The sequence below is a fragment of the Streptomyces sp. NPDC050738 genome, assembly GCF_040654175.1.
Taxonomy (GTDB): domain Bacteria; phylum Actinomycetota; class Actinomycetes; order Streptomycetales; family Streptomycetaceae; genus Streptomyces.
In genome coordinates, this window is sequence record NZ_JBFAHN010000007.1 from 407530 (window position 1) to 433986 (window position 26457).

27 protein-coding genes are annotated in these 26457 nt (G+C 70.7%); 20 read left to right on the forward strand and 7 right to left on the reverse strand.

The genetic code is table 11. The features are described 5' to 3' along the window. The first annotated feature begins 109 nt into the window (after positions 1-109). From AB0H78_RS20985 to AB0H78_RS20995, 3 genes are all read left to right on the forward strand, one after another. Positions 110-1177, forward strand: a complete 1068-nt coding sequence (locus AB0H78_RS20985) for an aromatic ring-hydroxylating dioxygenase subunit alpha (protein WP_363235995.1) — start codon at positions 110-112, stop codon at positions 1175-1177. Beyond that, positions 1174-2292 (forward strand): PDR/VanB family oxidoreductase, encoded by a 1119-nt coding sequence (locus tag AB0H78_RS20990; protein WP_363235996.1) that lies wholly within the window; start codon positions 1174-1176, stop codon positions 2290-2292. Before AB0H78_RS20985 ends, AB0H78_RS20990 begins: the two co-directional genes overlap by 4 nt. A gap of 94 nt (positions 2293-2386) precedes the next feature. Then, the gene (locus AB0H78_RS20995) at positions 2387-3166 is read left to right on the forward strand and encodes an IclR family transcriptional regulator (protein WP_363235997.1); all 780 of its coding nucleotides are present in this window, start codon (positions 2387-2389) and stop codon (positions 3164-3166) included. A 15-nt stretch (positions 3167-3181) separates the two neighbouring features. Here the strand turns inward: AB0H78_RS20995 and AB0H78_RS21000 are convergent, their stop codons facing one another. Beyond that, positions 3182-3889, reverse strand: coding sequence for a helix-turn-helix domain-containing protein (locus tag AB0H78_RS21000; protein ID WP_363235998.1), 708 nt, complete (start codon positions 3887-3889; stop codon positions 3182-3184). Between the two features lie 86 nt (positions 3890-3975). Between AB0H78_RS21000 and AB0H78_RS21005 the strand changes: the two genes are divergently transcribed. Continuing rightward, a complete protein-coding gene (locus AB0H78_RS21005) occupies positions 3976-4836 on the forward strand; it encodes an NmrA family NAD(P)-binding protein (protein WP_363235999.1) in 861 nt (286 codons plus the stop codon). 92 nt (positions 4837-4928) lie between these two features. Here the strand turns inward: AB0H78_RS21005 and AB0H78_RS21010 are convergent, their stop codons facing one another. Genes AB0H78_RS21010 through AB0H78_RS21020 form a run of 3 tightly spaced genes read right to left on the reverse strand, consistent with a single transcriptional unit; the run spans position 4929 to position 6040 of the window. Then, positions 4929-5255 (reverse strand): DUF4288 domain-containing protein, encoded by a 327-nt coding sequence (locus AB0H78_RS21010; RefSeq protein WP_363236000.1) that lies wholly within the window; start codon positions 5253-5255, stop codon positions 4929-4931. Positions 5256-5264: 9 nt separating this feature from the next. Beyond that, on the reverse strand, positions 5265-5594 hold the full coding sequence (locus tag AB0H78_RS21015; protein ID WP_363236001.1) for a hypothetical protein: 330 nt from the start codon (positions 5592-5594) through the stop codon (positions 5265-5267). Continuing rightward, on the reverse strand, positions 5591-6040 hold the full coding sequence (locus tag AB0H78_RS21020) for a hypothetical protein (RefSeq protein ID WP_363236002.1): 450 nt from the start codon (positions 6038-6040) through the stop codon (positions 5591-5593). Before AB0H78_RS21020 ends, AB0H78_RS21015 begins: the two co-directional genes overlap by 4 nt. Positions 6041-6219: 179 nt before the next feature. On the opposite strand from AB0H78_RS21020, the gene AB0H78_RS21025 reads away from it, so the two are divergent. The 11 genes from AB0H78_RS21025 (at position 6220) to AB0H78_RS21075 (ending at position 17816) form a co-directional block, all read left to right on the forward strand. Next, positions 6220-7371 carry a hypothetical protein gene (locus AB0H78_RS21025; RefSeq protein ID WP_363236003.1) on the forward strand — a complete coding sequence of 384 codons (1152 nt, stop codon included), beginning with the start codon at positions 6220-6222 and terminating at the stop codon, positions 7369-7371. A 12-nt stretch (positions 7372-7383) separates the two neighbouring features. Next, a complete protein-coding gene (locus tag AB0H78_RS21030; RefSeq protein ID WP_363236004.1) occupies positions 7384-8118 on the forward strand; it encodes a PIG-L deacetylase family protein in 735 nt (244 codons plus the stop codon). Between the two features lie 81 nt (positions 8119-8199). Next, on the forward strand, positions 8200-10809 hold the full coding sequence (locus tag AB0H78_RS21035) for an AAA family ATPase (RefSeq protein WP_363236005.1): 2610 nt from the start codon (positions 8200-8202) through the stop codon (positions 10807-10809). 106 nt (positions 10810-10915) lie between these two features. Continuing rightward, positions 10916-12331, forward strand: a complete 1416-nt coding sequence (locus tag AB0H78_RS21040; protein ID WP_363236006.1) for an FAD-binding oxidoreductase — start codon at positions 10916-10918, stop codon at positions 12329-12331. 181 nt (positions 12332-12512) lie between these two features. Beyond that, entirely contained in the window at positions 12513-12905 is a 393-nt protein-coding gene (locus AB0H78_RS21045; RefSeq protein ID WP_363236007.1) for a hypothetical protein, read from the forward strand. A gap of 13 nt (positions 12906-12918) precedes the next feature. After that, a complete protein-coding gene (locus tag AB0H78_RS21050; protein ID WP_363236008.1) occupies positions 12919-13566 on the forward strand; it encodes a class F sortase in 648 nt (215 codons plus the stop codon). Positions 13567-13605: 39 nt separating this feature from the next. Beyond that, a complete protein-coding gene (locus tag AB0H78_RS21055; protein WP_363236009.1) occupies positions 13606-14586 on the forward strand; it encodes a tellurite resistance/C4-dicarboxylate transporter family protein in 981 nt (326 codons plus the stop codon). Between the two features lie 96 nt (positions 14587-14682). Then, positions 14683-15468 carry a polysaccharide lyase family 7 protein gene (locus AB0H78_RS21060; RefSeq protein ID WP_363236010.1) on the forward strand — a complete coding sequence of 262 codons (786 nt, stop codon included), beginning with the start codon at positions 14683-14685 and terminating at the stop codon, positions 15466-15468. 58 nt (positions 15469-15526) lie between these two features. Beyond that, the gene (locus AB0H78_RS21065) at positions 15527-16207 is read left to right on the forward strand and encodes an ABC transporter permease (protein ID WP_363236011.1); all 681 of its coding nucleotides are present in this window, start codon (positions 15527-15529) and stop codon (positions 16205-16207) included. Beyond that, a complete protein-coding gene (locus AB0H78_RS21070) occupies positions 16204-16878 on the forward strand; it encodes an ABC transporter permease subunit (RefSeq protein ID WP_363236012.1) in 675 nt (224 codons plus the stop codon). Before AB0H78_RS21065 ends, AB0H78_RS21070 begins: the two co-directional genes overlap by 4 nt. Continuing rightward, on the forward strand, positions 16875-17816 hold the full coding sequence (locus AB0H78_RS21075; protein WP_363236013.1) for an ABC transporter substrate-binding protein: 942 nt from the start codon (positions 16875-16877) through the stop codon (positions 17814-17816). Before AB0H78_RS21070 ends, AB0H78_RS21075 begins: the two co-directional genes overlap by 4 nt. 3 nt (positions 17817-17819) lie before the next feature. Here the strand turns inward: AB0H78_RS21075 and AB0H78_RS21080 are convergent, their stop codons facing one another. Beyond that, entirely contained in the window at positions 17820-18215 is a 396-nt protein-coding gene (locus tag AB0H78_RS21080; protein WP_363236014.1) for a hypothetical protein, read from the reverse strand. 86 nt (positions 18216-18301) lie between these two features. Then, a complete protein-coding gene (locus AB0H78_RS21085; RefSeq protein ID WP_363236015.1) occupies positions 18302-19459 on the reverse strand; it encodes a betaine/proline/choline family ABC transporter ATP-binding protein in 1158 nt (385 codons plus the stop codon). An 85-nt stretch (positions 19460-19544) separates the two neighbouring features. On the opposite strand from AB0H78_RS21085, the gene AB0H78_RS21090 reads away from it, so the two are divergent. The 4 genes from AB0H78_RS21090 to AB0H78_RS21105 are packed head-to-tail and all read left to right on the forward strand — an operon-like array spanning position 19545 to position 22731. Then, positions 19545-20837, forward strand: coding sequence for an alpha/beta fold hydrolase (locus tag AB0H78_RS21090; RefSeq protein ID WP_363236016.1), 1293 nt, complete (start codon positions 19545-19547; stop codon positions 20835-20837). Positions 20838-20859: 22 nt separating this feature from the next. After that, positions 20860-21591: a PIG-L deacetylase family protein gene (locus AB0H78_RS21095; RefSeq protein WP_363236017.1), complete on the forward strand. Its 732-nt coding sequence runs from the start codon at positions 20860-20862 to the stop codon at positions 21589-21591. A gap of 7 nt (positions 21592-21598) precedes the next feature. Continuing rightward, the gene (locus AB0H78_RS21100) at positions 21599-22432 is read left to right on the forward strand and encodes an enoyl-CoA hydratase/isomerase family protein (RefSeq protein ID WP_363236018.1); all 834 of its coding nucleotides are present in this window, start codon (positions 21599-21601) and stop codon (positions 22430-22432) included. Positions 22433-22443: 11 nt separating this feature from the next. Beyond that, a complete protein-coding gene (locus tag AB0H78_RS21105; protein WP_363236019.1) occupies positions 22444-22731 on the forward strand; it encodes a hypothetical protein in 288 nt (95 codons plus the stop codon). Positions 22732-22758: 27 nt separating this feature from the next. On the opposite strand, the gene AB0H78_RS21110 is transcribed toward AB0H78_RS21105, so the two are convergent. After that, positions 22759-23640 carry an SDR family oxidoreductase gene (locus AB0H78_RS21110; protein WP_363236020.1) on the reverse strand — a complete coding sequence of 294 codons (882 nt, stop codon included), beginning with the start codon at positions 23638-23640 and terminating at the stop codon, positions 22759-22761. Positions 23641-23790: 150 nt separating this feature from the next. On the opposite strand from AB0H78_RS21110, the gene AB0H78_RS21115 reads away from it, so the two are divergent. Further along, on the forward strand, positions 23791-26433 hold the full coding sequence (locus AB0H78_RS21115; protein ID WP_363236021.1) for a beta-N-acetylglucosaminidase domain-containing protein: 2643 nt from the start codon (positions 23791-23793) through the stop codon (positions 26431-26433). Positions 26434-26457: the final 24 nt, after the last annotated feature.

Here is a 26457-nt window from a genome sequence, read left to right on the forward strand (position 1 = left end):
CGCGCGATCCTCAGCTGCCCTTCCACTCAACGGAAGTCCCCCTGTTCGGCCGCCCACGGCCCCAGCACCCTGGAGACGTGCAGGTGCACCGGAGCCGAGGGAGAAGACGATGACGTCATTCGCGCGCAACCAGTGGTACGTCGCCGCATACGGAGCCGAGATCGGCCGCGAACTGTTCGGCCGGACCGTCTGCGGCGAGCCGATCCTCCTGTGGCGTACGGAGGCCGGTGAGGTCACCGCGATGGCCGGCCGCTGCGTGCACCGCCGCTTCCCGCTCTCCGAAAAGCCGAGCCGGCTCGACGGCGACCGCGTCGTCTGCGGCTACCACGGCTTCACCTACGGGGCCGACGGTGTCTGTGTGAGCGTCCCCGGCCAGCAGCGGGTTCCGCGCACCGCCCGCCTCGCTTCGTACGCGGTGAAGGAGCAGGACTCCTTCGTGTGGGTGTGGATCGGGGACCGCGAGGCTGCCGACGAGTCGCGCATTCCCCGCGCCCCCTGGCTGAACTCACCGGCGTACACGGTCGTGTGCGGCATGGAGCCGCTGGCCGCCCGCTACGGGCTGCTCGTGGACAACCTCCTCGACCTCTCGCACGAGACGTATCTGCACGGCGGCTACATCGGGACTCCCGAGGTCGCCGAGACTCCCATCGCCACGGAGGTGGACGAAGGTGCGGGCATCGTCCGCGTCAGCCGCCACATGGACGACGCGGCCTGTCCGCCGTTCTACTCCGAGTCCACCGGCATCGACGGCAGGATCTCCCGCCGGCAGGACATCGAATACCACGCCCCCTGCCTGTACTTGCTCCACTCGCGGATCGCGCCGACCGGCACGCCCGGCCCGGACGCCGACGGCACCGACCCGCATGCCTTCCATGTCGAGGTCGTCTACGCCATCACCCCGGAGACGGAGAACACCACGCACGACTTCTGGGCCGTGGCCCGGGACTTCGCCCTCGACGACCAGAAGGTCAGCGACTTCCTCGCGGAGAACAACCGCACCGTCGTGCTGCAGGACGTCGTCGCACTCGACACGCTGGAGCAGGTCATCGCCCGGGAGCCCGAAGGCACCCAGGAGCTCAGCATCAACATCGACACCGGTGGTCTGGCCGCCCGGCGCATCCTGGCGCGGCTGCTCGCCGAGAGCGCAGCCACCCCCGCCGCGCAGCCCACCCGATGAGCCGGCAGCCCACGCCCGTGCCGGACCGGGGCAACGTCTACCGCATCGTCTGGGTCCCTGGAACGGACCGGATGCTCGGCACCTGCTGGTGCGGCACGGGCCACGAGTCGCAGGACCCCGTGGAGCTGTGGGAGTGGCTGCTCGCCCACCCGGACGGGCATGAAGTCGAACTCGATCTCGTCGTGACGGCACGCAGCACCGAGGCGGACGCTGTCGTCGCCCTCGACCTGAGGCGCGCCGACGGCGCCCCGCTGCCCGTCTGGCGACCGGGAGCGCACATCGACCTTCACCTCGGTCCCGCGGGTGGGAGCCGGGTGCGTCAGTACTCCCTGTGTTCCTCGCCCGAAGACCGCTCCCGCTGGCGGGTCGCGGTCCTCAAGGAGCGCGGAGGCCGCGGCGGTTCGCACCACGTGCACGCCGCTCTGCAGCCGGGCGACACGATTCGTGTACAGGGGCCGCGCAATCATTTTCCGCTCGAATCCGCGGACGCGTACCTCTTCATCGCGGGCGGCATCGGCATCACCCCGGTCCTGCCGATGCTGGAGGAGGCAGAGCGCCGCGGGGCCGACTGGCGCCTGGCGTACGGAGGACGCACGCTCACCTCCATGGCCTTCCGCGAGGAGCTGCTCCGGCGGTACGGGGACCGGGTGCAGGTCCACCCCGAGGACACGCACGGCCTGCTCGATCTGGACGGGCTGCTCGCCGCCCCGCACCCCGGAACCCTGGTCTACTGCTGCGGGCCGGAACCGCTGCTCAAAGCCGTCGAAGAGCGCTGCGCCGACTGGCCGGAAGGGGCCCTGCGCATGGAGCGGTTCGCCCCCAAGGAGGCAGGTGCTCCCGTACGCGCAGGGGACTTCGAGGTCGAACTGGTGCGGAGCGGGCTGACGTTGACCGTGCCGGCGGACAAGTCGGTCCTGGAAGCGGTCGAGGAGGCGGGCGTACCGCTCCTCTCCTCCTGTCGGGAAGGCACCTGCGGAACCTGTGAGACCGCTGTTCTGGAAGGCACGGTCGACCATCGCGACTCGCTGCTCACCCCGACCGAGCAGGCTCGCCACGACACGATGATGCTCTGCGTCTCGCGCGCGGCGTGCCCCCGGCTGGTACTCGACGTGTGAGCCCCGCCCCCATAAGTTCGGCGAAGCATTGACCCACGTCGCATATGTGCCTAGCTTTTCCCTTCAGGCCGGACCATCTGCAAGGAGGGCGCCCGTGCAGCGCGGCAAGACCACCTCCCCGGGCTGCTCGGTGACCGCGAGGGCACTCCAGGTCCTGGAGGCCTTCACCCCCGCCCACCCCGTGCTGCGGCTCGCCGAGATCTCCCGGCACTCGGGACTCCCGCTGAGCACCGCGCACCGCCTGGTCAAGCAATTGACCGGCTGGGGCGCACTGGAGCGCGACGCGGAGGGCAACTACCGCATCGGACTGCGCCTTTGGGAGATCGCCTCGCTCGCACCGCGGGGCCTCGGTCTGCGCGAAACGGCCCTTCCGTATCTCTCCGACCTCGGCCAGATCACCCGCGAGAACGTTCAGTTGGCCGTCCGTGAGGACTTGTCGGTCGTGTACGTGGAGAGGCTGGCGGGAAGCGGCGCGGTCCAGGTGCTCACCCGAGTCGGCGGCCGCTTCGCGCTCACCCCGACCGGTGTGGGCCTGGTCCTGCTCGCGTACGCACCCGCAGACGTCCAGGAGCGCGCCCTCGCCCTGCCGCTCGCGCGCCACACCGAGCGGACTCTCCGCAGCCCGGACCGGATACGCCGCGTCCTCGCCGAGGTGCGCCGGACGGGCGTCGCCGTCAGCGACCGCCAGGTGACGATGGATGCCGTGTCGGTCGCGGCCCCTGTCCACGGCCCGGAGAACAACGTCGTCGCGGCGGTGTCCGTGGTCGCGCACGCGGACAGTGCGAATCCGCACGCACTCGCCCCCCTGGTGCAGGTCGCGGCACGCGGAATCTCCCGCTCGCTGGGCGCCCGGCTGCAGAGCCGCGTCGACTGAACCGGCGGCTACGGTTCACGCGCCGATGGAGCGGTCCAGCCACTCGGACAGCAGCCCGCGCTCGGCGTCGGTGAGCCGCGGCAGCTCGGGCACGACGGTCCGGAACGCGACAGCGGCCGCCGTCGTCCCGTCCTCGGCCAGCGCGGGCGCGTCGGTCAGAATCGCATGGGTCACGGCCTCGTACATGGTGTCCGAGAGGCTGAGATCCCGGCCCTCGGGGGGTGCGGCGAGCAGGGTGAGCACGGTTCCGGTGCCGGCGGCGTGGATCAACTCGACGGCACGGCGTTCCGCGACACGGAGCCTGCCGATCGCCGCGAGGCGATGCACCCGCGCCCGAAGAACCTCCAGGCCGGCGGCCGCGGCCGGTGAGCGGCTGTCCCGGCCCGGATCGGTGAGGAGACCGAACAGCGCTGCGTTGGCGAGTCCGAAGTCGATGTGTGCGTCCCATCCCCTGCGGAGGTCCGCTACCGGGTCGTCGATGTCCACGACGAGTGCCTTGTCCGCGACGTAGGTGGCGAAGACGTGTTCCGCCACGGCATCGAGCAGACCCTCCTTGTCCCCGAACAGCCGGTAGATGCTCGGCGCCTGGACGCCTGCCTCCTGGGCGACGGCGCGCGTGGTGACCGCGGTGGGGCCCTGTTCCCGCAGGAGCTGCGCCGCGACCTCGATGAGATGCGCGCGCATCTCGAGTCTGCCGGCCTCGCCGGTCCTGCTCTCCGTCATGTTCCAACGATAACGGTTCACTGCTATCAATGCGTTATCGTTGATATCAAGCAAGTGATTCCAACGATATCAAAGAGGTGTGGATCATGATCGTCATCACCGGAGCCACGGGCCGCCTCGGCTCCCAAATCGTCCATCGGCTGCTGGAGCGTGTTCCGGCGGATCGCATCGGTGTGAGCGTCCGCGACCCCGCGGGTGCCGCCGGCCTCGCTGCCCGCGGGGTCCGCGTACGGCGAGGTGACTTCAGCGATCCGGACTCCCTCGCCGACGCGTTCGAGGGCGCCGGGCAGATACTCGTCGTCTCGGCGAACGACACCGGCGAGACGGCGGTCGCCCAGCACACCGCGGCCGTCGATGCCGCACGCGCCGCCGGGGCCAAGCGCATCCTGTACACCAGCCACCAGGCCGCCGCCGCGGATTCGCTCTTCGCGCCGATGCCCGACCATGCCGCCACCGAGCGGTACCTGGCCCGTGCGGGCACGCCGTACACAGCGCTGCGCAACGGGTTCTACGCGAGCACCGTCCCGCTCCTGCTGGGCCAGGCACTGGAGACCGGTGAGCTCATCGCCCCTGCGGACGGCCCCGTCTCGTGGACCGCACACGAAGACCTTGCGGAGGCGGCAGCGGCCATCGTCGCCGACGAAGGCCGGTTCGACGGTGCGACCCCGCCACTGACATCAGGCGACGCCCTCGACCTGGAGGACATCGCCACAATCCTCACCGAACTCACCGGGCGCACCATCCGCCGCGTCGTCGCCGACGACGACGAATGGACGGCAGGCCTCATCGGGCACGGCGTACCGGAAGGCCAGGCCAACCTGCTGCTCGGCATGTTCCACGCCTCGCGGCGCGGCGAATTCGCCACCACCGGGCCGGCGCTCGCGGACCTGCTCGGGCGTGCCACGACGCCCCTCCGCTCCGTGCTCGAGGCCGCCGTGGCCCGCTAGGCGGGCGCGAGCGGTGGTACGCGAACGGGCGTGCCTCACGAGGTCCGGGGAAAGGATCCGTGAGGCACGCCCGCGGGGTGTCACCTGCCGCGCTAGAGGTCTTCTCCCGACAGCAGCGGCTCGAAGGACCGGTACGCGTCGTAGTTCCTGAAGTGTCTGCTGTACACCTCGGACCCGTCACCCGGCTCGGCGTCGGGGACCTCGCTGACATCCACCACGTGGAGCAGCTTCCAGGAGACCGTCTCGCCGAGATGGTTCTCGTAGCTCGTCTCCAGGCGCCTGCCGTGTTCGCGGGCCCTGCTGCGCGCCTCGGTCTCGTCCTCGGCCTCTACCAGGACGAAAGTCTCCTGGTAGAGCGGGACTTGGTCCTCGGCCGCGGTCGAGGCCTCGCACAGCAGGATGGCGACGTAGAGGCTCATGTCCCGGGCCTACTTCGTGAACCGGTTGTCGTTCAACAGCTTCCAGGCCGTGTTGCAGGACCTCTCGCCGCAGCCCTTGATGTACCCCAGGCTGTCCCCGTAGTGCTGTCCGGGGAAGACCTGCCTGATGGAGGCCTTGCGGCAGCGGGAGATGAAGTTGTTCGCGATCTCTCCGAGGTTGTCGTTGGCGGCGCACGGGTCGTACGCAGCGGCCGTGACGGGGTGGGCGGAGACGGTGCGGGCGTCCGTGGCGGTCGCCGTCGCCGGGGCGCCGGTCAGTGCGGCGACCACGACGGTGGCCGCGGCCACCGCACGGGCGAAACGCCGGGCCGGGGTCAACAGCCCGTCATCTTCCCGTAGGCGATCCACACTTCACCCTTGTTGTTCAGGCTGACATCGCCGCTCTTGTGGAGACCGGTGTACTTGCCCCGGTACTTCCTGAGCTCGCCGAACTGCGACTCGAGCGTCATGTACGGGGAATCGGGCTTCCAGTCACCGGAGAACTCCGCGTACACGCCGTCGGTCCCGTCCGTGCCGCTCGCCCAGCAGACGCGGGAGTCCGAGTACAGGACGAGGTTGCCGTCGTACTGCATCTCCAGCCGGTAGCCGCCGTTGCGCAGGCACTGCCCGGGGATCATCTTGTCGGTGAACGATGTGCCGATGCTCCGGCATTCCGACCGCGACACCTCGCTGCCGGTGGTGGCCGAAGCCGGCTGCGCCGAGGTGGTGACGGCCGCCAGGAGACCCACAAGGGCAAAGGCGAAATTGCGGGGAAGGTTCCTCACGTGGTGCTGCCTTTCTGTGCTCGCTCTCTGCGTCATCTCACTGATGGGCACGGAGAGTAGCCACAACGCTACGTGAAGTCACCGATCGATACCAGCCCGCCCGTTGGCGCGACGCTCGCTTGCATTGACGGGTGCACGGACGATACTGGTCGGATCCCGATCACCCACAGACAGACTCCATGGCCAAGAACAGCACCTCACCGACCACCGTCCCCGACACCGCGTGGCTGGGGCGCGGGCGCCACCTCGGGCCCGAGCCCGAACAGGACATCCGGCGCAACCTGATCGCCCTCAGGGCGGCCGGGGTGCTCGACGACTTCCTGGACCTCGACCCCGTCGAGGCGGCCCGCTCCACCGTCCTGCACCCGCGGGACGAGTCCGCAGATCCCGGTCCGGGCGCCCGCCGCTTCTTCGAGGCCCGCTGGCGCGTGGCCGACGAGGTCACGGTGCGCGCGCAGCTGATCACGTACGACTCCGGTGCGCGCCGCAAAGAAGGCGAGGGCGTCAACTGGGTTCTGGCCGCCGAGGCGGAGCGGGTGTGGGACGCGCGCTGGCCCTCGCCCGCCACCATGTTCTGGCCCGACAGCGACCAGGTCGCCTGGGACCAGGACACGGTGCCCGGGGTGCGTCTGCGGACGCCGAACCACCTGCCCAAGGACGACGACGAGCTGCGTCACCGGCTGCGCGACTGTGCCAGGCAGAGCTGGTACATCCATGTCGTGGTGCACGAGGCGATGACGCCGGACGCGAAGGGGCAGCGGCCGCTCGCGGCGTTCCTGCCGCCGAGTCTGCGCCACCAGGTGGTCGAGCACCGTGGCACGCCGGAGCAGGCGCAGATCGCCGACTTCGCGCTGAAGCGCGAGCTGAGCGTACGGATGCCGCGCGGTGGCGCCGTCGTGCTCCCCAAGGTGCCGCAGGGGCCTGGTTACGACGCGGAGCGTTTCACCGTACGCAGCGTCTTCCTGGACGGCTCGGAGCCGACCGAACTCCTCGACAGGATCCAGGAGTTCGCCTCCCTGCCCCGGCCCATGTCGGCCGAGGCGGAGCAGGCGCTGACGCGGCTGCGCCGCGCCTGGCATCTGCTCACCCCCGACGAGGAGCTGGTCCACGCCCAGGGGATGGTGGCCACGTACGCCGAGGCGCTCGAGGTCATGACCAACTCCCGTGACCTGTACCGGGAAGCGGCCGAGGCGGCGCAGGAAGCGCTGGCCGACACGACCGGCGGGGACGGTGTGCTCCGGCTGCCCGCGCAGAGTCAGGACAAGGCCGACGGGTCGCCGCTGAGCGCCCTCACGAAGGCGTTCGGCCGCTTCAGGGAGCCGAAGAAGTAGGGCGGTCGATGAATGCCCGTGCCGAGCGTGCTTGCCGTATTCGCGCACCCGGACGACGAATCGCTGGTGGCGGGGGGTGTGCTCGCCCGACATGCGGCCGCAGGCGGGCGGACCGCGGTGGTCACGGCGACCTGGGCCCAAGACAGCCACCGCGCCGGTGAGTTGGCCGATGCCCTGCGCGTGCTCGGTGCGGGCAGGCCGCGTCTGCTCGGGTACGCCGACGCCCGGGTACCGGAGTCGGCCCCGGGGGAGGTGCGGTTCTGTGACGCCCCGCTCGACGAGTCGATACGCCGGCTGGTCGTGCACATCCGGGACTTCCGCCCGGACATCGTCATCACGCACGATGCCTACGGCGGGTTGACCGGTCATCCCGATCATGTGCACACCCATCGGGTGGCCGTGCTCGCGGTGCAGGCCGCCGGTTGGGATCTCGTCCATCCGGAGGCCGGCGCCGCCTGGCGGCCGAGCGCGCTCCATCTGGCCACGCATCCGCACTCTGCCGCGCGGAGGCTGGGCCCGCGCCTGCTCCGGGAGGGCCGGACGATGTTCAGCGTCCCGGACGAATGGGTCACCGCGACCGTTGATGTGCGGCCCTGGATCGAGCAGAAAATCGGTGCCGTGCTGGCTCACCGGAGCGAGGTGGAGCGGGGAGCGCTGCCGGGCAGACTGGCCGCCCTCCCGCGAGCCGCCCAGGAGGAGCTGCTGGCCACCGAGTGGTACATCCGCCACGACCTCGTATCCGCCTGATGGTGCGGTGGACGGCTGTCCCGGTGAGGCCCGATGCGGAAGCCGGGGACGTACCGCGATGCCCGGTGTCAGAATTGCGCTGTGTACGGGGAGATCCTCGAACGCGACCATGAGCTGGCCCAACTGGGCGCCGCCGCAAGGGAAGCGGCCGACGGCGCCGGGTCGGTCGTGCTTGTCTCCGGAGAGGCCGGAATCGGAAAGTCCAGCCTGGTCAGAGCGGCAGCGGGGGTGCTGCCCGGACAGGCGCGGCTGCTCGTCGGCGAGTGCGACGACCTGGTGATGCGGCGCCCGCTGGGCCCCTTCCGCGATCTCGTCGGCGGCGCGGGCGGCGTCGGGGGCGAGCTGGGGCAGGCGCTGAAGGAGGGCGGGGACCGGCAACGGGTCTACGACGCCCTGCGGGCGGAGCTGACGGCGGCTCCGCATCCTGTGGTACTCGTCGTCGAGGACGTGCACTGGGCAGACGAGGCGTCGCTGGACGCACTGCGCTTCCTGGTGCGCCGGGTGGACCGGCTTCCGGCGGTGCTCGTGCTGACGTACCGGGACGACGAGCTGGGGCGCGAACACCCGCTCCGTCATCTCCTGGGCCAGGTGTCCCGGCTGGACCGGGTGCACCGGCTGCCGCTCTCCCGGCTCTCCCGTGAAGCCGTACGCACCTTGAGCGCGGCAGGACCCGCGGACGCGGCCCAGGTGTACGAGGCGACCTCGGGCAACCCCTTCTTCGTCGCCGCGGTCCTCGCCGCAGGCGGTACGGGGTCGGTGCCACCGACCGTCGTCGACGCCGTGCTCGCCCGCCTCCGTGGTCTCGACACCCGCGCCCGGGACGCACTCGAACAGCTCGCCGTGGTGCCCTCCGCTGTCGAACGCAGCCTGGTGGACGCGCTGCTCACGGACGGAGTGGCCGTACTGGCCCCGGCCGAGCAGCGCGGCCTGCTCACCGTGACCCCCGAACGGGCCGGCTTCCGGCACGAGCTGATCCGCCGCGCCGTCGCCGACTCGCTGCCCGCCGCACGGCGCATCGCCCTCAACCGCGACGTGCTCGACGCACTGATCGCCCAGCCCGGCGCCGACCCCTCGCGGATCGTCCACCATGCGGCGCAGGCGGGCGACCAGGAGGCGATCGCGAGTTACGGACCCGACGCCGCCCGCGAGGCCTCCCGGGCCGGCGCCCACCGCGAAGCCGCCGCCCACCTCAGGCTCGTACTGCGCAGCCGCCAGCGGTACGAGCCGGCCGCTCTGGCCTCGCTCCTGGAGCAATACGCGGTGGAGAGCTACACCATCGCCGACTCCGCGGCCGCCGTCAGCGCCCAGCGCGAGGCCGTGGCCCTGCGCCGGTCCCTCGGCGACACCCGCGCCCTGGGCGCGGACCTGCGCTGGCTCTCCAGGATCCACTGGTGGGCCGGAGACGCCGACGCGGCGCAGGAGGCCGCGCGGGAGGCCATCGCCGTACTGGAACAAGCCGACGACGGACGGCTGCTGGCGCTCGCGCTCAGCAACACCTCCCAGCTGCACATGCTCGCCGAACGCACGGCGGAGGCCGTCGAGTTCGGCGAACGCGCCATCGTCCTGGCCCGCGAGGAAGGCGACGCGGCGATCCTCTCCCACGCGCTGAACAATGTCGGCGCAGCTCTCTGGCGCAGCGGGGATCCGCGCGGGCGGCCCCAGCTGGAGGAGAGTCTGCGCGTGGCACTCGCCGCGGGCGAGGTCGAGCATGCCTGCCGTGCGTACGCCAACATCATCTGGACGCTCCTGGAGAACCTCCAGTACGCCGACGCCGACCGCTTCCTGGCCCCGGCCCTGGAACTGGCGGACCGGGCCGAACACCTCGGATTCCTCAGCTATCTGCAGGTGGAGACGGCACTGCGCCGGTTCGCCGCCGCGGACTGGGACGAGGCGGAGCGGTACGCGGAGCTCGGTGTGCACGATCCGGTGCCCGGCCGCTGCCCCGCCCTGACCGTACTGGGGCGGGTACGGATACGGCGCGGCACTCCGGGCGGTGACGAACTCCTCGCGCAGGCCTGGGAGATGGCCGAGGGAACCCGCGAACTCCAGCGCACCGGACCGGTGGCAGCGGCCCGCGCCGAGGCGGCCTGGCTGCGCGGCGACCCTGCGGGCGTGGTGAGCGCCGTCGGGACCGTCCACGCCCAGGCGTGCCAACTGGACTACACGGCGTACCGGGCGGAACTCGGCTACTGGCTCGGCAAAGCCGGGCACCGGGTGGAGCCGGACGGCGGCGACCATCCGTACGCACTCCAGGCCGCCGGGCAGTGGCGCGCGGCCGCCGACGCATGGCAGGAGGCGGGCTGCCCGTACGAGCACGCCGCGGCCCTCGCCGAGAGCGAGGACGCCGAGGACAAACTCGCCGCCCTCGCGGCCCTCGACCTGCTGGGCGCCGATCCGCTGGCCCGCCGGCTCCGCGCCGACCTGCGGGCGCTCGGCGTGCGCCGGATACCGCGCGGCCCGGTGGCGGCGACCCGCGAGAATCCCGCCGGGCTCACCGAGCGCCAGCTGCAGGTGATGCGGCTGCTCGCCGAGGGGCTGACCAACCTGGAGATCGCCCACCGTCTGGTCGTCTCGGTCCGTACCGTCGACAACCACGTCTCGGCCGTACTGGACAAGCTCGGCGCCCGCACCCGGCGCCACGCCACGCTCCGTGCGGCCGAACTGGGGCTGCTGCCAGGACGCGAGAAGTAGGTACCGGCCGGGCGCGAGCTAGGTGTCCGGCACGGATTACCGGCACCCGCGGTCCGCAATAGAACAGACGGATCCGACCCGACAACCGGACCCACGGGGGATCCACATGGCCATGACGCCTGCACAAGCGGCCCGCCAGGAACTCGCAGGATTCAAAGGAGAACTGACCGGACCGGAAGACTCCGGCTACGACAAGGCACGCGCCGTCTACAACGCGATGATCGACAGGAGGCCCGGGCTGATAGCGGCCTGCACCGACGCCGAGGAGGTGTCCCGGGTGGTGGGCTTCGCGCGCGACCGCGGCCTGCTGCTCGCGGTACGGGGCGGCGGCCACCATGGAGCGGGTCTGGGGACCTGCGACGGGGGAGTGGTGGCCGACCTGTCCCCGCTGAAGGAGATCACGGTCGACCCTGCGGCCCGTACCGTACGCGTCGGAGGCGGCTGCGTATGGGGTGAGGTCGACCGGGCGACCAACGCGCACGGGCTCGCCACACCGAGCGGCATCGTCTCCACGACGGGAGTCGGCGGCATCACCCTGGGCGGCGGCATAGGCCACCTGACCCGCAAATTCGGGCTGACCATCGACAACCTGCTGGAGGCCGACCTCGTCCTGGCCGGCGGGGAGCGCGTGCGCGCGAGCGCGAGCGAACACCCCGACCTCTACTGGGCGATCCGCGGCGGCGGGGGCAACTTCGGCGTCGTCACCTCCTTCCTGTTCCGGCTGCACGAGCTGAGCACGGTCGTCGCCGGACCCACCTTCTGGCCCGTCGAGCTGGGAGCCGAAGTCCTCGCGGCCTACCGCGACTTCCTCCCCGGGGCACCCCGCGAACTGAACGGCTTCTTCCTGTACGGCTCCGTCCCGCCGGCCCCTCCGTACCCCGAGGAACTCCAGGGACGCAAGGCCTGCGGCGTCGTGTGGTGCTACGCGGGCGACGACACCGACGCGGCGGCACGGGCCATGGCACCGCTGCTCGCCGTACTGCCGGAGCCGATGCTGCACGGCCCGGGCCCGATGCCGCACCCGGTGCTGCAGTCGGCCTTCGACGGGCTCTACCCGCCCGGCGACCAGTGGTACTGGCGCGCGGACTTCGTCAACGAGATCCCCGACGAGGCCCTCGCCCTGCACGCCAAGTTCGGTGCCGAGCTGCCGACCCCGCAGTCGACGATGCACCTGTATCCGATCGACGGCGCCGTCCACGAGCACACACCCGCGGACACCCCGTGGAGCTACCGCGACTCGGGATGGGCCTCCGTCTATGCGGGAGTGGACGGAGATCCGGCCAACGCCGAGCTCATCAAGCGGTGGACGGTCGACTACTTCGACGCACTGCACCCGTTCTCGGCAGGCGGCGCCTACGTGAACATGATGATGGACGAGGGCCAGGAGCGCGTACGGGCCAGCTACCGCGACAACTACGCACGCCTGGCCCGGGTGAAGGCGGAGTACGACCCGGGCAACCTCTTCCGGCTCAACCAGAACATCCAGCCGGCCCCGAAGCCTCCCTACGAGGCGCGGCCCTGACCGGCGGGCGCCGATGGGCCGGTCGGGCGTTGATCTGTGGGCCGCCCGGGGGAACCCGGGCGTGTTCGCGGTACGGGATCGGCGTGGCGGCGCACCTCTCCTGGTAGAGGCGCGGTTCCGGTACTGCATTCACTCGGGGCACCAGAGCAACGAGGCCGCGTGCTCGATGGAGGCTGGTCTCATGCGCTCGATACGTGCCCTCACAGGTCTCGCCCTGGCCGGTGCCGTCCTGGCGATGGCGGCACCGAACGCCCACGCGGTGTCGGCGAGCTGTCAGCAGGCGCTGGACGACGCGGAGATCACGCAGCGGAACTTCGACACGGTCAACAGTGACCCGAACACCTCGGCCGAGGACAAGAAGAACGCCGAGGACGAGGCGAACATGGCCGCATCGACGGCCCAGCGGTTCTGCGACTCCACGGACCCGGCGGTGACGGGATCGGTCAAGGCCGGTGCGGGCGGAACGCAGGGCGGCGCCGGCCCCGCCGAGCTGGCGGGCGGCGCGGCACTGCTTGCCGCGGGTGCGGCAGGCGGCGTCATGCTGATCCGCCGCCGCGCGGCCGACCGGCACTGACCCTCCCGCCGACATGCCGAACTCCGGGACCGCAGCCGATGCCCGCCTCTGGCCGAGGGCCGCACTCGTCGTTGTGGTGCTGATCGCGGGCGGGCGCATGGTCGCGGACGGCGGCGAACAGGCGGTGGAGGTGCCCCGGCCCTCCGCCGCGGACGCGTTCGGCACGGCCGGCGGGCACGGCGCGAAGCCGTCCGTACCGTCGTTGCCGCCATCCGCACCGACGCGCGTCAGGATCAGGGCGATCGACGTGGACGCCCCGCTGACCGGACTCGGCAGGGACCAGAACAACACGCTGCAGGCTCCGCCCGCCGACGATGCGAATCTGGCCGGCTGGGACGAGAACGGGGTGACCCCCGGCAGTACCGGCACCGCCGTCATCGCCGGACACGTGGACACCCACAAGGGGCCTGCCGCCTTTTACGGGCTCGGGTCGCTGCACAAGGACAACACGGTGGACGTTGCGCGCAGCGACGGCCGCACCGCGGTCTTCACGATCGACGCGGTCGAGGAGTACGAGAAGGACACCTTCCCCAGCGAGAAGGTCTACGGGCACGCCGCGCGCGCGGAACTGCGGCTGATCACCTGCGGCGGCAACTACACCAAGAGCGACGGCTACTCGGGCAACGTCGTGGTCTACGCACACCTCACCGGCGTGAGCTGACGATGTGCGGGGCCCCGCACCGTGTTCGAGGCTGGGGAGATGAGCGAAGAACTGGACGCCACGGCCGGCCCGGGGGAATCGCGTGGTGCGGCCTTCGGCGCGTGGTGGCGAAAGGTGCCGCCCGCCGAAGGCGCCGTCGTGATGGCCACCGGCATCATCTCCGTAGGCCTGCACCTGACCGGCCACGAGACGCTGTCGCGTGTGGCGCTCGCGCTGGCCGGGGTGGTGTGGCTGTTGCTCGCGGTGGACTTCGCGGTTCGGCTCCTGGGTGACCGCACCCGGTGGACGGCGGAAGCGGGTACCCCGCCGGCCCTGACCGCGGTCGCCGCCACCACGGTCCTGGGCACCAGGCTGTCACTGCTGGGGTGGCAGGTGCCTGCGGTGGTGCTGCTGGTGCTCTCGGCCGCGGTGTGGCCGGCTCTGATGCTCGCCGTGACACGCCACTGGGGGCGCAGGATGCCCGGGGCCGTGTTCCTCGTGTGCGTCGCCACGCAGGGGCTGGTCGTACTCGCCGCGACGCTCGCGGCTGCCGACTCCGTGCAGTGGCTCGCCCGGGTCGGTGCGATCTTCTTCTGTCTCGGGCTGGTCCTCTATGTGGACGCTTTCGTGCGCTTCGATCCGCGGTATGTGCGTACGGGCGCGGGTGACCAGTGGGTCGCGGGAGGCGCGCTGGCGATCTCGGCCCTGGCGGGCGCCAAGCTCCTCGCGGTCCTGCAGACGGGCAGCGCCGTCCACGAAGTGCTGCGCGGCGCGACGCTCGTCGTGCTCGCCCTCGACCTGACCGCGTACGGCGTCCTGCTGTGGTCCGAACTCCGCTGGCCACGGCCCCATTACGACATCCGCCGCTGGGCGACGGTCTTCCCGATGGGGATGACATCGGTGGCCACCCTGTCCGTAGCGAGTGCGGCGCACATCTCCTGGCTCGAGGGCCCCGGGCGCGTCCTGCTGTGGGTCGCCGTCGCGGCATGGGTGGCGGCCTGCGCGGGGGCGGCCGAGCCGCTGTATCGCCAGAGGCGTTGACGCGCACACGCCAGAGCCCTACTGTCGCTTGCTGTTCACATCCGAACACCTTGTTCAAGGTGATGAACGCCATCGAGTCGACGGGAAGGCACCCCCATGCGCCTGCGTACGCTGCTCACCGCCCTGACCACCACCGCCGCCGTGATCGGGGGCCTGGCCCTCGCGGCGCCCGCCACCTCCGCCCGCGTTCTCGCGGATCCGTCAGTCGCACCCGGCGGAAACTTCGATCTCTCCGTATGGCAACTCCAGGAACCGGTGGGCTCTCCCGGCTCGCCGACCACCATCTCCTCGTCCCGGCTGCAGGGCGCGAACGGCTTCCAGGACTCGTACTTCTACACGGACACCCGCGACGGAGCGATGACGTTCTGGGCCCCGGAAAAGGGCGTCACCACCCCCAACTCCAACTACGCCCGCTCCGAACTGCGCGAGATGAACCGCGACGGCAGCTCCGCGAACTGGTCGCTCAGCGGCAGCCACCAGCTCAGGGCAACGCTGCGCGTGGTGTCGGTGACCTCGAACGTCTGCGTAGGACAGATCCATCTCGGCACCGGCGGCTCGTCCACCAAACCCCTGGTGGAGCTGTACTACCGCTCCAGCGGCGACATAGTCGTCGGCACGGAGAACTCGCCCTCGGGCGGCCAGACGACCCACACCGTGGGCCATGTGTCCGTCGGCAAGACATGGAGCTACGCCATCGCCGTCTCGGGCGGCCACACCATCGACCTCACGGTCAACGGATCCACCACGCACTACGCGATCCCGTCGTCCTTCAACAGCTACAAGCAGTACTTCAAGGCCGGCTCCTACAACCAGTCGTCCTCCAGCAGCACCACCAAGGGCGCCCGCGTCGGCTTCTACGGACTCACCGTCTCCCACAGCTGACCCCCGTACGGTCCACCAGGACGCGCGGTCACCCGCCCCTTCGGGCTGGAATGGACGGGTGACCGCGCCCCCGGACGACTGCCTCGCGCGCAATGAGTGGATCTGCGGCGAATACCTCACCACGCGCCGCCAGATCCTCTGGGACGCCGTCCTCCAGCACCTTCACCTCACGCTGGTCTCGGTGCTCATCGGACTGCTGCTCGCCGTGCCCCTCGCGGTCGCGGCCCGGCGCTGGCGCTGGGCGTCGGGTCCCGTCCTCGGGCTCACCACCGTGCTGTACACGATCCCCTCGCTGGCGATGTTCTCGCTGCTGCTGCCCGTGTACGGCCTCTCCGCCTCACTGGTCATCGCCGGCCTGGTCCTCTACTCGCTGACCCTGCTCGTACGCAACATCCTGGCCGGATTGCGAGCCGTACCCGAGGAGACCCGGCAGGCGGCACGCGGCATGGGATACGGGCCGATCAGAATGCTGTTCGCCGTAGAACTGCCCCTCTCGCTGCCCGCCGCCATGGCCGGGCTGCGCATCGCCACCGTCTCCGCCGTATCCCTCGTCACCGTCGGCGCGATCGTCGGCTACGGGGGCCTCGGCAATCTCATCTACGCCGGGATGAACACCTACTTCAAAGCCCAGGTGCTCACCGCCTCCGTCCTCTGCGTCGTCATCGCGATCGCCGCCGACCTCCTGCTCCTGGGCATCCAGCGGCTGCTCACCCCATGGACCCGGGCGGTGCAGTCGTGAACACGCTCTCCTCAGCCTGGTCCTGGCTGACCAGCTCCGCCCACTGGCAGGGCGACGACGGAATCTGGCACCGTCTCGGCGAGCATCTGTTCCTCACCGTCGTCTGTCTGCTGCTCAGCTGCCTGATCGCCCTGCCGATCGCCCTGGTCCTCGGACACCTGGGCAAGGGCGGCGCACTCGCCGTCAACATCTCCAACGCAGGCCGCGCTGTGCCCACCTTCGCCGTACTGGTACTGCTCCTGCTCACCCCGCTGGGCACCCACGGCCAGTGGCCCACGATCATCGCGCTCGTGGTCTTCGCGGTACCCCCACTGCTCACCAACGCCTACGTGGGGATGCGCGAGGTCGACCGGGATGTGGTGCGCGCCGCGCGCGGTATGGGCATGACCGGGCGACAACTGCTGTTTCACGTGGAACTGCCCCTTGCGTTCCCTCTGGTGCTCACCGGCGTACGCATCGCCGCGGTACAGCTGGTCGCCACGGCGACCCTCGCCGCGCTCGCCGGCGGCGGCGGACTCGGCCGGATCATCACCGCGGGCTTCAACCTGGCCTCCACCCCGCAGGTCGTCGCGGGCGCCGTTCTGGTCGCCGCCTTCGCGCTGCTGGTGGAGGGGCTCTTCGAGATCGCTGAGCGGCTGGCCCCCGAATGGGCGAGAGGCAGGATGGGATGAGACTGCGCCGCACCCTCCCCGTGCTGCTTCTCCTCACCACCGCCTGCACCGGCGGACCCACCCTGGAGAACCAGGGCGACGTCACCGCACCCCCGGGCGACAGCTCGCACCTGACCGTCGGCTCGGCGGGATTCACCGAGAGCGACCTCCTCGCCCAGATGTACGTACTCCTTCTCGACCAGGCCGGATACAGCACCCAGATCCTGTCCGTCACCAACCGGGAACTGTACGAACCGGCCCTGGAGAGCGGGCAGATCGATGTGGTGCCGGAGTACGCGGCGACCTTCGCGGACTGGCTCAACGCCAAGGTCAACGGCCCCGACGCTGCCCCCGTGGGCTCGCCCGACCTCGGGAAGACCATGACCGCACTGCGCTCTCTCGCCACGCCGCGCGGACTCACCGTCCTCGACCCGGGCGCGGCAGTCGACCAGAACGCCTTCGCGGTCGCCTCGTCGTACGCCACCGAGCATCACCTCAAGACGCTCAGCGACCTGGGCGCGTCCAAGCTGCCCGTACGACTGGCCGCAGGCGACGAATGCGTCCAACGCCCGTACTGCGCACCGGGGTTGAAGAAGACGTACGGGATCGACATCACCGCGGTGGACCCCAAGGGAGTCGGCACCACGCCCTCCAAGCAGGCCGTGCAGAACGGCCAGGACCAGATGGTGCTCACCACCTCGACCGACGCGACACTCGACAACTTCGGCCTGGTGCTCCTCGACGACGACAAGCATCTGCAGAACGCCGACTACATCGTGCCCGTCGTCAACCGGTCCCAGGCGGGCAGCAGCAAGGTGACGGCGGCGCTGGACAAGCTCAACACCGTACTGACCACCGCGGACCTGGCCTCCATGAACGAGCAGGTGGACAGCTGGCGGCGGCTTCCCGGCGACGTCGCCCGCACCTATCTGCAGTCCAAGAAACTGATCCCGCGGTAGCGTTCACGCTCCGTCCGGCGCCGACGGCACCAGGTGCAGCTCCACGATCTGGTTCGACGGCTTGCCGCCGGGACCCGGGGTCGCGGAAATCCTCGAAGCGATCTCGACCGCACGCTCATGGGACTTCACCTCGATCACCCAGTAGGCGATCAGGCTCTTCTCGCCCGGTGCGCTCGGACCTTCGAAGACCACCGGGTCGCCCGCCGGCTGGGACTGGACGGTGGTGACGGTGCCGGGACCGCCGAGCCCCCGCGTCTCCACCAGTTCGTCCGCCTCGACCAGCTCGTCATTGAGCACATGGCAGTACTCGATCATCATCTCGATGTCGCCCCGGGAGAAACCCGCCAGCTCCATTTCCCAGCTCTCGCCGGTCACGAACGTCTGCACCATGTACCGCATCTGCCTGCTCCTCGTCGCGCGTCACGGACTGCTGCACGAGTGCAGACCGCGACGGGATCCGGAACTCATCGGTGGGCGCGAAGAATTTATGCGTCGGCGACCGAATCGAACTCCACCTCGTCGCGCGCGACACCCTGCGCGTCCGCGTCTACCGACCGCCGCAGCGCCTCATGGAGCTTGGCCGGGGTCAGCACACCGAGGAAGCGCGGACCGTCGAGCACCGCCACCCACCCGGCGTCGTGCTGCAGCATCTCGCTGAACGCCTGCTTCAGCGGCGCACCGACCGGCACCCAGGCCTCCATCCGCCGGGCCAGCGCGCCGACCGTGCCGGACGCGCCCCGCAGCGCCTCGCCCGAGACCCAGCCGTGCAGTTCGCCCTGACGGGAGAGGACCACAGCCCAGCGCGCGTCCAGCGCACTCAGTTCCCGGGCCGCCGTCTGCGCGGGATCGTCGAGATAGGCGACCGGCGGCTGCTCCAGGTCGTGTTCCTCGATCTCGGTGACCGACAGCCGCTTCAGCCCCCGGTCGGCTCCGACGAACTGCGCGACATACGGGGTCGCGGGCGTCCCGAGGACCGCGGCAGGAGTGTCGAACTGCTCGATGCGCCCCTGCCCGTACACCGCGATCCTGTCGCCCATCCGCACCGCTTCCTCGATGTCGTGGGTGACGAGCAGCACGGTCTTGCGCACGGTCGCCTGGAGCTTCAGGAACTCGTTCTGCAGCCGCTCGCGCACCACCGGATCGACCGCGCCGAACGGTTCGTCCATCAGGAGTACGGGGGGATCCGCGGCCAGCGCCCTGGCCACGCCGACTCGCTGGCGCTGGCCGCCGGAGAGCTGTGCCGGATAGCGCGATCCGTACGTCTTCGGATCGAGCCCCACCAGGTCCAGGAGCTCCGCCGCACGCTCCTTGGCCTTCGCCTTCTTCCACCCGACCAGAGCCGGCACGGTCGCCGTGTTGTCGAGGATGGTGCGGTGGGGGAAGAGGCCCACCTGCTGGATGACGTAGCCGATACGGCGGCGCAGCTTGACCGGGTCGACGCTTGAGATGTCCTCGCCGTCCACCAGGATGCGTCCTGCGGTCGGTTCGATCAGCCGGTTCACCATCATCATCGTGGTGGTCTTCCCGCAGCCGGAGGGGCCGACAAGGGTGACCAGTTCGCCCTCGGCGACCTCGAAGGAGAGATCGTCCACGGCCGTCGTGCCGTCCGGATAGACCTTGCCCACCTGCTCGAACCTGATCATGGATCCACGCTAGCCGGACGGGGCGGAGCACGCTCTCCGGTGATGACGGATCATGAGGTGTTGACCGAACGACCAGGAGCACCTTGTGACCAGCTACCGCCAGCCGGGCGTCGTCCTCACCGACCACCGATTCCAGGTCCCCCTGGACCACGCGGACCCGGGCGGCGAGCAGATCGAGCTGTACGCCCGCGAGGCCGTCGCCTCGGAAAAGGCCGGGGCGCAGCTGCCCTGGCTGCTCTATCTCCAGGGTGGTCCCGGCTTCGGTGCCAACCGCTTCACGAGTAAGCAGCAGGCGTGGCTGGGGCGGGCCCTGAAGGAGTTCCGCGTACTGCTTCTCGATCAGCGCGGAACCGGTGCCTCCACCCCGGCCAACCGGCAGACCCTGCCCCTGCGCGGAGGCCCCGCGGAACAGGCCGGCTACCTCGGCCACTTCCGTTCGGACTCCATCGTCCGCGACTGCGAACTCATCCGGCCGCAGCTCACCGGCGGCGAACCCTGGACCGTACTGGGCCAGAGCTTCGGCGGTTTCTGCGCCGTCCGCTATCTCTCCGCCGCCCCCGAAGGGCTCACCGCGGCCCTCATCACCGGCGGTCTGCCGACCCTGGACGGGCACGCCGACGACGTCTACCGGGCCGCGTACCCGCGCATCGCCCGCAAGGTCGCCGCGCACTACAAGCGCTACCCGCAGGACATCGCCCGCGCCCGCGAGATCGCCGCTCACCTGCAGGAGCGCCCGATCACCCTGCCGAGCGGCTACGTCCTGACCGTCGAGGCCTTCCAGTCGCTGGGCATTCTGCTCGGCGGCAGCGACGGCAGCCACCAACTGCACCACCTCCTCGAGGACGCCTTCGTCCCCACCCCGGAAGGACCGCATCTCTCCGACGCCTTCCAGGAGCAGGTGCACGGAGCACTGTCCTTCGCGGGACACCCGCTCTACGCCCTGGTCCACGAGTCCATCTACGGCCAGGACGCCCGCCCCACCGCCTGGTCCGCCGAGCGGGTGCGCACCGAATTCCCCGGCTTCGACGCACGGACCACCGAAGGCCCGCTGCCCTTCACCGGCGAGTCCGTCCACCCCTGGCACTTCGAGGTGGACCCTGCCCTGCGACCGCTGCGCGAGACCGCCGAACTGCTCGCGGCCCGCACCGACTGGACGCCGCTGTACGACACGGCACGCCTGGCCGCCAACGAGGTTCCCGTGGCGGCAGCCGTCTACCACGACGACATGTACGTCGACGCGGACCACTCCCTGCGCACCGCCCGTTCCATCCGCGGCCTGCGCACCTGGGTCACCGACGAGTTCGAGCACGACGGTCTGCGGGCAGGAGGTCCGCGCGTACTGGACCGGCTGCTCGCCCTCGTACGGGACGAAATCTGACCCCGAGGCCTATCCTGCGGCCATGACAGACCAGTTGGAACCGATGCCCGCGGACTGGCAGCGCGCTCTCGCCGTTGTCGCCCACCCCGACGACCTCGAGTACGGCTGCGCGGCGGCGATCGCCGCCTGGACCGACGAGGGCCGCGAGGTCACCTATGTCCTCGCGACCCGGGGCGAGGCCGGGATCGACACCATCGAGCCCGACAAGTGCGGTCCGCTGCGCGAGCAGGAGCAGCGGGCCAGCGCGGGCGTCGTCGGGGTGTCGGCCGTCGAATTCCTCGACCACAAGGACGGGGTGATCGAGTACGGCACCGGGCTGCGCCGGGACATCGCCGCAGCGATCCGCAAGCACCGGCCCGAACTCGTCATCACCCTCAACCACCGCGACACCTGGGGCGGCGTCGCCTGGAACTCACCCGATCACCGGGCCGTCGGACGCGCCGTGCTCGACGCTGCCGGTGACGCGGGAAACCGGTGGATCTTCCCCGAGCTGGCGGAGCAGGGACTGCAGCCCTGGGACGGGGTGCGCTGGGTCGCCGTCGCCGGATCCGTCTCGCCCACGCATGCGGTCGACGCGACCGCGGGCCTGGAGCGCTCCGTGCTCTCCCTCCTCGAACACCGCACCTACATCGAGGTGTTGACGGACGAGGACCCGGAGACGTACTGCCGTACATTCCTCACCGGCAACGCGCAAAGGGCCGCCGAGCGCTTCGCCGGCAAGCCCGCCGTTACCTTCGAACTCTTCGGGCGCTGAGGCACCCGTGATCGACACGCTGAGCAGGGAGATACCCGAGGGCGGAGAGCGACTGACCCTCCAGGTCGAGGACGGCATCGGCACCCTGACACTCTGCCGTCCGGAGAAACTCAACGGCTGGAGCTGGGAGTCCAGCCGCCAGCTGGGACTGATGGCCGACCGGATCCGCTTCGACGACTCGATCCGCGTGGTCCTGCTGCGCGCAGAGGGCCGCGCCTTCTGCGCGGGCATCGACGTCACCGCCCCCGGCGGTGCGATCACGGGACGCTCCCCGGCGGAGCGGACGCAGAACTACTACGAGGGCATCCGCTGGGTCCACGAGCGCTTCGCCGCCTTCGCGCGGCTGCCGCAACCGGTCGTCGCCGCTGTGCAGGGCTACTGCCTGGGCTTCGGCTTCGAGCTCGCGCTGATGGCGGACATCCGGATCGCGGCGGACGACGCCGTCTTCGCCCTCCCGGAGGCGCAGATCGGGGTGGCGGTCGACGCGGGCGGCGACATGCGGATCGCCCGGGAGGTGGGCGCCGGCTGGGCGAAGCTCCTCGCGCTCACCGGGCGCCGTATCGACGCCGCGACCGCCGAGCGCCTCGGGTTGGTTCAACTGCTCACCCCGCTCGCGGAGTTGGAGGAGCGGGCGCTGGAGATCGCCGCCGAGATCGCGTCGAACGCCCCCCTCGCGGTCCGGGCCGTCAAGCGCAGCATCGACGCGTACGCGGACTCCGGGATGGCGGAGGCGCTGGACCGTACGGCACTGTCCGCCGCGCTCACCCTCACCTCGGAGGACGCACAGGAGGGCTACTCGGCGAAGGCGTCCCGCCGCGACCCGAAGTTCGAGGGCCGCTAGATCCGGTGCCGGTGAGCGCGCGACTCGAACGCCGGATCCATGAGGATTTCCCCGAACGCGGATCTGCTCCGGAGATCATGCGGATACTCGACGGGCTGACGGAGACTGCGGGGCATGACGCGGAGTGCTGTGCAGGTGAGCGCTTGCAGGCTGCGATCATCGTGCTCGCGCAGGGCAGCGTCCGGCAGTTCCGTGATGCGGTCCAACTCGCCCTGACGGACTGGCGTGACCTGCTGGTCGCGGCCGATCTGGCTGACGAGAACTGGCGCGATCGCCTGCAGGCCGAACTGGGCTCCTGAGACGCCGATCCGGTTCGGACTGCGGGTTCACTGCCCGTACGGGCCCCGCCCCAGCTGCTCCCGCACCGGCACCACCGGCGGGTTCACCACGTTTCGCCGCTGCCAGTTCGCGCCGTCCACGACCATCGTGTGGCCCGATACGAATCGGGCGTACGGCGAGGCCAGGAAGGTCGCCGCCCATCCCAGCTCGTGCGGCTGCCCGACCCTCAGTGCGGGCTGACGGGCCGCCTTGTCGTCGTCCGTCCGGTCCAGATTGCCGCGTATGGCCTCCGGCATGTCCGCATGAGGGATGAGGCCGGGCACCAGACCGTTGACCTGGATGCCGTACGGGGCCCATTCGACGGCCAGCGTCTCCACCAGGTTCTTCACCCCTGCCTTGGCCGCGGCCGAGTGGGCGAACCCCGGGCCGCCCGTCCACGCGTACGACGCCCCGACGTTGATCACGGAGCCGGGTGTCCCGTCGCCGAGGTGCCGCCGGCCGAACTCCCGTGTCATGAACCACGTCCCCGTCAGCGTGATGTCCACGACCGCCCGCCATGCGTTCGGCGACATGTCCTCCGCCGCGACGGGGAAATTGGCGGCCGCGTTGTTAACCAGCACATCGGGCAGCGCCGGAGCGGAGTCGAAGACCTCGGCGATCTGTTCCGGCTCCCGGATGTCGCACACCGATGCGCTCACCCGCCCGCCCAGCGCGCCCAGTTCCTCCTGCGCCGCCTTGAGCCGGTCCGCCGTGCGTCCCACGATCAGCAGGTCCGCACCGAGCCGGGCGAACTCCGCGGCGATCGCCTTGCCGAGCCCGGAGCCGCCGCCGGTGACCAGGACGAGGCGCCCTTCGTACGTCCCGGGCGGCAGGGCGCTGCCGCCCGGCGGGGGAGGGGAGGGCAGTCCGGGATACGTGTTCTGCGTCATGGCCGAATCGATACCTCGCATCGGCAGAAACCTCCAGCCCTCCGCCGCAATCCGTGCACGATGCATTGACAGTCCGTCAGGACACTGGTGCATTGCGGATGTTGTGTTGCGCGACTGCCTTGTGAGACCCCCGTGGCCCATGGAGGACATGTGACGCTTCGCCTGCCCCGCCTCGCCGCACTTGCCGCGGCCCTGAGCCTTCTCCTCGCCGTTCCCGCCCTGCCGGCCGTTGCCCAGGAAGCGCGGCACCAGAAACCCTGGACCGCCCCGGCCGTCACCCCGACACCCCAGTCCGTGCAGCCGCGCGGCGACCATGCGACCGTCTCGTCCAGCGTGACCCTGGTGACAGGGGAGACCGCGGACGAGCAAGCCGTACGGATCACGGAGCAGGCGCTGCGCGCGGCCGGTGCGCAGCGGATCGTACGTTCCACCGCGGCGGGCCATGGCGGCCTCACCGTGTACGTCGGCTCCGCGGCGCCCCTGTCGGCGCTCGGAATCAAGGGGCCCGCTCAACTCCCCGCCGATGGGTACGTGTTGGGTATCGGCGCTGGCCGGATCGTCCTCGCCGGGCAGGACACCACGGGCACGTACTACGCGGCCCAATCCCTGCGGCAGGTCCTCCCGCACGACACCCGCCCGGGCGCGACCGTCCCCGGCCTTCAGATGCGGGACTGGCCCGCCACCCCGCTGCGCGGAGTCATCGAGGGCTTCTACGGAACTCCGTGGTCGCACGCCGCCCGCCTCGACCAGCTCGATTTCTACGGCGAGCACAAGATGAACATCTACGTCTACTCGCCCAAGGACGACCCCTATCTGCGCGCCAGGTGGCGCGAGGCCTACCCGGCCGACCAGCTGGGGCAGTTGAAGGAGCTCGTCGACCGGGCGACCGCCGACCACGTCGACTTCACGTACGCCCTCTCGCCCGGTCTCTCCGTCTGCTACAGCTCGGATGCCGACATCGAAGCGCTCGTCGACAAGTTCCGGACACTCTGGGACATCGGGGTGCGCACCTTCGCCGTCCCGCTCGACGACATCAGCTACACGAACTGGAACTGCCAGGCCGACCAGGACCGTTGGGGCACGGGCGGCGGTGCGGCGGGCGCCGCGCAGTCGTATCTGCTGAACCGGGTGAACCGTGAGTTCATCGCCACCCACCCGGACGCCCAGCCGCTCCAGATGGTCCCGACCGAGTACTACAACGTGACGCCGTCCCCGTACAAGAAGGTCCTCGCGGACCAGCTCGACCCGGACGTGCTCGTCGAGTGGACGGGGGTGGGCGTCATCGCCCCGACCATGACGGTCGACCAGGCGAAAGCCGCCCGTACGGTCTTCGGGCACCCGATCCTGACCTGGGACAACTATCCGGTCAACGACTACATCACCAACCGTCTGCTGCTCGGCCCGTTCAACGGCAGGGAGAAGGGCCTGCCGGGCGAGCTCGCCGGGATCACCGCCAACCCCATGATCCAGCCGTACGCCTCGAAGATCGCCCTGTTCACGCTCGCCGACTACGCCTGGAACGACGGCGCCTACGACGCGCGCGCGTCCTGGGGTGCGGCAGTGAAGGAGTACGCGGGCGGCGACCCGCGCGCCACCGCTGCGCTGCGCATCTTCGCCGACCTCAGTTACAGCTCGGACCTCAATAGGCAGCAAGCCCCTGAGCTGGCAGGCGAGTTGGCGTCGTTCTGGGCGTCGGGCGACGGCCGTCGTCTCGACCGCACGCTGGCCGCACTGGAGTCCGCGCCCGCGGTGCTGCGCGAGCGGTTGCGCGACCGCGCCTTCGCCGACGACGCCGGGCCCTGGCTCGATGCCACCGAGGCCTGGGGTGCGGCGGCCCGTACCGCGCTGCGGATGATCGGTGCCGCACGCGACGGGCACGGGGCGCAGGCCTGGCAGCTTCGCCAGGAGCTGCCCGCGCTGGTGGCCAGGGCGCAGTCCTTCACGTACACCGGGCTCGACGGGCGCAAGATCCCGGTGCTCGTCGGCGACGGAGTGCTCGACACGTTCATCGACGCCGCGACCGCCGAGCACGACCGGTTGCTCGGAGTCACCGGCCCGCCGAAGGCGCTGACCAGCCTGGGTACGTACCAGACCAACACGCCCGCTCGGATGGTCGACGGCGACGACTCCACCTACTTCTGGAGCAGTGGATCGCCGGCGCCCGGCGACACGGTGACCGTGGACCTGCGCAAGCAGCAGACGATCGGCGGCATCACGCTCGCCATGGGCAAGCCGGGCAGCGTGGACGACTACCTGCATGACGGCGTACTGGAGTACTCGGCGGACGGGACCACCTGGCAGCAGCTGGCCGCCTTCTCCGGGCAGGCGACCGTCACCGCTTCGCCGCCGGCCGGGACCACGGCCAGGTTCGTCCGGGCGCGCGCGACCGCGGCGCAGGGGAACTGGCTGGTGGTCCGGGAGTTCGCCGTCGCCACCGCGCGGGCCGCGGTGACCGGCGGACCGCCCGCGGCGGACGGCTCCTCGCTCCAGGCGGCTGCGGACGGGGACGTGTCCACGGTCTATCGCGCGGCCCGCGCACCGGCACCGGGGGAGAGCCTCGACCTGGCGCTCGGCCGGCAGCAGGCGGTGCGGGCCGTGACCGTACTGCGGCCCGCAGGAGAGCTGGCGAAGGCCTCGGTCCAGCTGCGTACGGCCAACGGGAGCTGGCTGACCGTGGGCTCGCAGGCAGGGCCGTACACCCGGATCGAGACGGGCGGTGTGAGTGCCGACGCGGTGCGTCTGGTCTGGTCCTCGGGCGCATCCCCGCAGATCGCCGAGGTGGTCGTCGGCTGAGCCTGCACAGGGCCGCCGGGTCTC

Bases quoted from the DNA above. Each gene is read 5' to 3' on its own strand.
- AB0H78_RS20990 (WP_363235996.1), top strand. From the start codon at position 1,174: ATGAGCCGGCAGCCCACGCCCGTGCCGGACCGGGGCAACGTCTACCGC.
- AB0H78_RS21025 (WP_363236003.1), top strand. From the start codon at position 6,220: ATGGCCAAGAACAGCACCTCACCGACCACCGTCCCCGACACCGCGTGG.
- AB0H78_RS21110 (WP_363236020.1), bottom strand. From the start codon at position 23,640: ATGACGCAGAACACGTATCCCGGACTGCCCTCCCCTCCCCCGCCGGGC.
- AB0H78_RS21030 (WP_363236004.1), top strand. From the start codon at position 7,384: ATGCCCGTGCCGAGCGTGCTTGCCGTATTCGCGCACCCGGACGACGAA.
- AB0H78_RS21060 (WP_363236010.1), top strand. From the start codon at position 14,683: ATGCGCCTGCGTACGCTGCTCACCGCCCTGACCACCACCGCCGCCGTG.
- AB0H78_RS21000 (WP_363235998.1), bottom strand. From the start codon at position 3,889: ATGACGGAGAGCAGGACCGGCGAGGCCGGCAGACTCGAGATGCGCGCG.
- AB0H78_RS21055 (WP_363236009.1), top strand. From the start codon at position 13,606: ATGAGCGAAGAACTGGACGCCACGGCCGGCCCGGGGGAATCGCGTGGT.
- AB0H78_RS21045 (WP_363236007.1), top strand. From the start codon at position 12,513: ATGCGCTCGATACGTGCCCTCACAGGTCTCGCCCTGGCCGGTGCCGTC.
- AB0H78_RS21040 (WP_363236006.1), top strand. From the start codon at position 10,916: ATGGCCATGACGCCTGCACAAGCGGCCCGCCAGGAACTCGCAGGATTC.
- AB0H78_RS20985 (WP_363235995.1), top strand. From the start codon at position 110: ATGACGTCATTCGCGCGCAACCAGTGGTACGTCGCCGCATACGGAGCC.
- AB0H78_RS21095 (WP_363236017.1), top strand. From the start codon at position 20,860: ATGACAGACCAGTTGGAACCGATGCCCGCGGACTGGCAGCGCGCTCTC.
- AB0H78_RS21080 (WP_363236014.1), bottom strand. From the start codon at position 18,215: ATGCGGTACATGGTGCAGACGTTCGTGACCGGCGAGAGCTGGGAAATG.
- AB0H78_RS21075 (WP_363236013.1), top strand. From the start codon at position 16,875: ATGAGACTGCGCCGCACCCTCCCCGTGCTGCTTCTCCTCACCACCGCC.
- AB0H78_RS21085 (WP_363236015.1), bottom strand. From the start codon at position 19,459: ATGATCAGGTTCGAGCAGGTGGGCAAGGTCTATCCGGACGGCACGACG.
- AB0H78_RS21050 (WP_363236008.1), top strand. From the start codon at position 12,919: ATGCCGAACTCCGGGACCGCAGCCGATGCCCGCCTCTGGCCGAGGGCC.
- AB0H78_RS21005 (WP_363235999.1), top strand. From the start codon at position 3,976: ATGATCGTCATCACCGGAGCCACGGGCCGCCTCGGCTCCCAAATCGTC.
- AB0H78_RS21010 (WP_363236000.1), bottom strand. From the start codon at position 5,255: ATGAGCCTCTACGTCGCCATCCTGCTGTGCGAGGCCTCGACCGCGGCC.